Annotated in this window: 2 protein-coding genes and 1 pseudogene; all 3 read right to left on the bottom strand. The window is 59.4% G+C overall.

The genetic code is table 11. The features are described 5' to 3' along the window. Positions 1 to 475: 475 nt before the first annotated feature. On the bottom strand, positions 476 to 1,360 hold the full coding sequence (urtD, locus tag AC1DWI_RS19065; RefSeq protein WP_477668172.1) for an urea ABC transporter ATP-binding protein UrtD: 885 nt from the start codon (positions 1,358 to 1,360) through the stop codon (positions 476 to 478). Continuing rightward, positions 1,357 to 2,487, bottom strand: coding sequence for an urea ABC transporter permease subunit UrtC (gene urtC / locus AC1DWI_RS19060; RefSeq protein WP_477725457.1), 1,131 nt, complete (start codon positions 2,485 to 2,487; stop codon positions 1,357 to 1,359). Before urtC ends, urtD begins: the two co-directional genes overlap by 4 nt. 1 nt (position 2,488) lies before the next feature. After that, positions 2,489 to 2,764, bottom strand: a pseudogene (locus AC1DWI_RS19055) (urea ABC transporter permease subunit UrtB); the annotation flags it as partial.

Genomic DNA, 2,764 nt, shown 5'->3' with positions numbered 1-2,764 from the left:
GCTCAAACAAGTTTTTGCCCTGATCCGTCTGGCCCTGCGCTCCTCGGCGCATCCACAAGGGCCAATCGGGAGCGGGGACTGAAGGCCGAAAACAAAAGACAAATACCAACAAGGACTCGCCACGGCGAGTCCTTGTTTCTTGCGGTCTTCGGGGTTCTGTCTTTGGCAGTTTGGGTATTCGGTTTTGGTATTCCTSTCYCCACCCCCTTSTGTATGCGCCGAGGAGCGCAGGTTCAGGCGGATCAGGGATCGCGATTGTCTGAGCGAAGCGAGTTCGAGCGAGACCCCGTCTGGTCCGAGCACCGCAGGTTGCCCGTAGCGAAGCGAAGGGACGCAGACAGCAGGGTCGCCTTTTCTTTTGCTTACTTTGCTTTTGGCGAAGCAAAAGAAAAGTGAGTTGCCGCCGGGCAACCCCCGGCCAACTACCCTCAGCAAAGAGCACGTAGCCGGAGCAAGAACCGGTGAAGAAAAAACCTCACCGGCCAAGATACACCTCAATAACCCGCTCATCCGCCTGAACCTGATCAAGCGTCCCCTGCGCCAACACAGACCCATCACACAGCACGGTCACGATCTCCGAAATCGTCTTGATAAAGCTCATGTCATGCTCCACCACCATCAGCGAATGCTTGCCCTTGAGTGTCAAGAACAGCTCTGCCGTGCGTGCCGTTTCTTCATCGGTCATGCCAGCCACCGGCTCGTCGAGCAGCAGCAGCTTCGGGTCCTGCATCAACAGCATGCCGATCTCCAGCCACTGCTTTTGCCCATGGCTCAGGTTGCCGGCCATACGGCCCACACTGTCTGCCAGGTGAATCGTCACCAGGATCTCGGCCAGCCTGTCGCTTTGTGTTGAATCGAGCTTGAAGAACATCGAATGCTTCACGCCCTTGTTGGTCTTGAGCGCGAGCTCCAGGTTTTCAAACACGGTGAGCTGCTCAAACACCGTGGGCTTCTGGAACTTGCGGCCTATCCCCAGCTGGGCGATTTCGGCTTCCTTGTGGCGCAGCAGGTCAATCGTGCTGCCGAAAAACACCGTGCCTTCATCGGGCCGGGTCTTGCCGGTGATGATATCCATCATGGTTGTCTTGCCGGCGCCATTGGGGCCGATGATGCAGCGCAGCTCGCCGGGCGCAATGTCCAGGCTCAGCTTGTTGATGGCCTTGAAGCCGTCGAAGCTGACGCTCACATCTTCCAGGTACAGGATACGACCGTGGGTAACGTCTACCTCGCCGGTGGCATGAGCAATACGGCGGCCGCTGGCACTGCGACCACCGGATTCGGTATTGGCTTTGCCGGCATCCAGTGCGGCCAGGCGTTCTTCAATGCGGCGTGCGCCTTGTTCGAGCAGATCGGGAGTCATTTGCCACCCCCTTTACGAAGCTTCTTGACCAGGCCCACCACGCCGTCAGGCAGGAACAGCGTGACGCTGATGAAAAGTGCCCCCAGAAAGTACAGCCAGAATTCGGGATACGCCACCGTGAGCCAGCTCTTGGCGCCGTTGACGATAAAGGCACCCACAATCGGCCCGATCAAACTGGCGCGCCCGCCCACTGCGGCCCAGATGGCAATTTCAATCGAGTTGGCCGGGCTCATTTCGCTCGGGTTGATGATGCCGACCTGCGGCACATACAAGGCACCGGCCACACCGCACATGATGGCCGAAATCACCCAGATCGTGAGCTTGTAGCCCAGCGGGCTGTAGCCGGAGAACATCACACGCGTTTCGGCGTCACGAATGGCCTGCAGCACACGGCCAAATTTGCTGCCCACCAGCCATTTGGCAAACAAAAAGAAGCCGAGCAGCGTAAGGCCCGTCATGATGAACAGCGTCATGCGCATCGACGGCGTGGCGATCGGGATGTTGAGAATGCGTTTGAAGTCGGTAAAGCCGTTGTTGCCGCCAAAACCGGTTTCATTGCGAAAGAACAGCAGCATGGCCGCAAACGTCATGGCCTGGGTGATGATGGAAAAGTAAACGCCCTTGATGCGCGAGCGGAAGGCAAAGAAGCCAAACACAAAGGCAATGATGCCCGGCACCGCCACAATCAAAAACAGGGTGGCGGCAAAGCTGTCGCTGAAAGTCCAGTGCCAGGGCAAGGTCTTCCAGTCAAGGAACACCATGAAGTCGGGCAGGTCGCTTTTGTAATTGCCGTCGCGGCCAATCTGGCGCATGAGGTACATGCCCATGGCGTAGCCGCCCAGTGCAAAGAACACGCCATGCCCCAGCGAGAGGATGCCGGTGTAGCCCCAGATCAAGTCCATGGCCAACGCGCAGATGGCGTAGCACATGATCTTGCCGAGCAGCGCCACGGCGTAGGTGCTCATGTGGAACACGCTGCCCTCGGGCACCCACAGGTTGAGGATGGGCGCAATGGCGCAGACGGCGATCAGTGCCATCATGAAGGCGCTCCAGCCGCCGCGCGTAAGCAGTGGGCCCTTGGCCGGAAGGTGCACGATAGTTGGCATCGGGGTCATGGTGGCCGTCATCTCAGGCCTCCGCACTGCGGCCCTTCATCGCGAAGATGCCCTGCGGCCGCTTCTGGATGAAGATGATGATGAACACCAGCACGGCAATCTTGGCCAGCACGGCGCCCGTCCAGCCTTCGAGGAATTTGTTGAGAATGCCCAGGCCCATCGCGGCATACACCGTGCCCGCCAGCTGGCCCACGCCGCCCAGCACCACCACCATGAACGAATCCACGATGTAGCCCTGGCCCAGGTCCGGCCCCACGTTGCCCACCTGGCTCAGCGCGCAGCCCGCCAG

The organism is Polaromonas sp. P3_C2 (assembly GCF_056402675.1).
This window is presented reverse-complemented; position numbering and strand designations above follow the sequence as displayed.

Coding starts and splice junctions, on each gene's coding strand:
- urtC (WP_477725457.1), bottom strand. CDS start 2,487: ATGACGGCCACCATGACCCCGATGCCAACTATCGTGCACCTTCCGGCC.
- urtD (WP_477668172.1), bottom strand. CDS start 1,360: ATGACTCCCGATCTGCTCGAACAAGGCGCACGCCGCATTGAAGAACGC.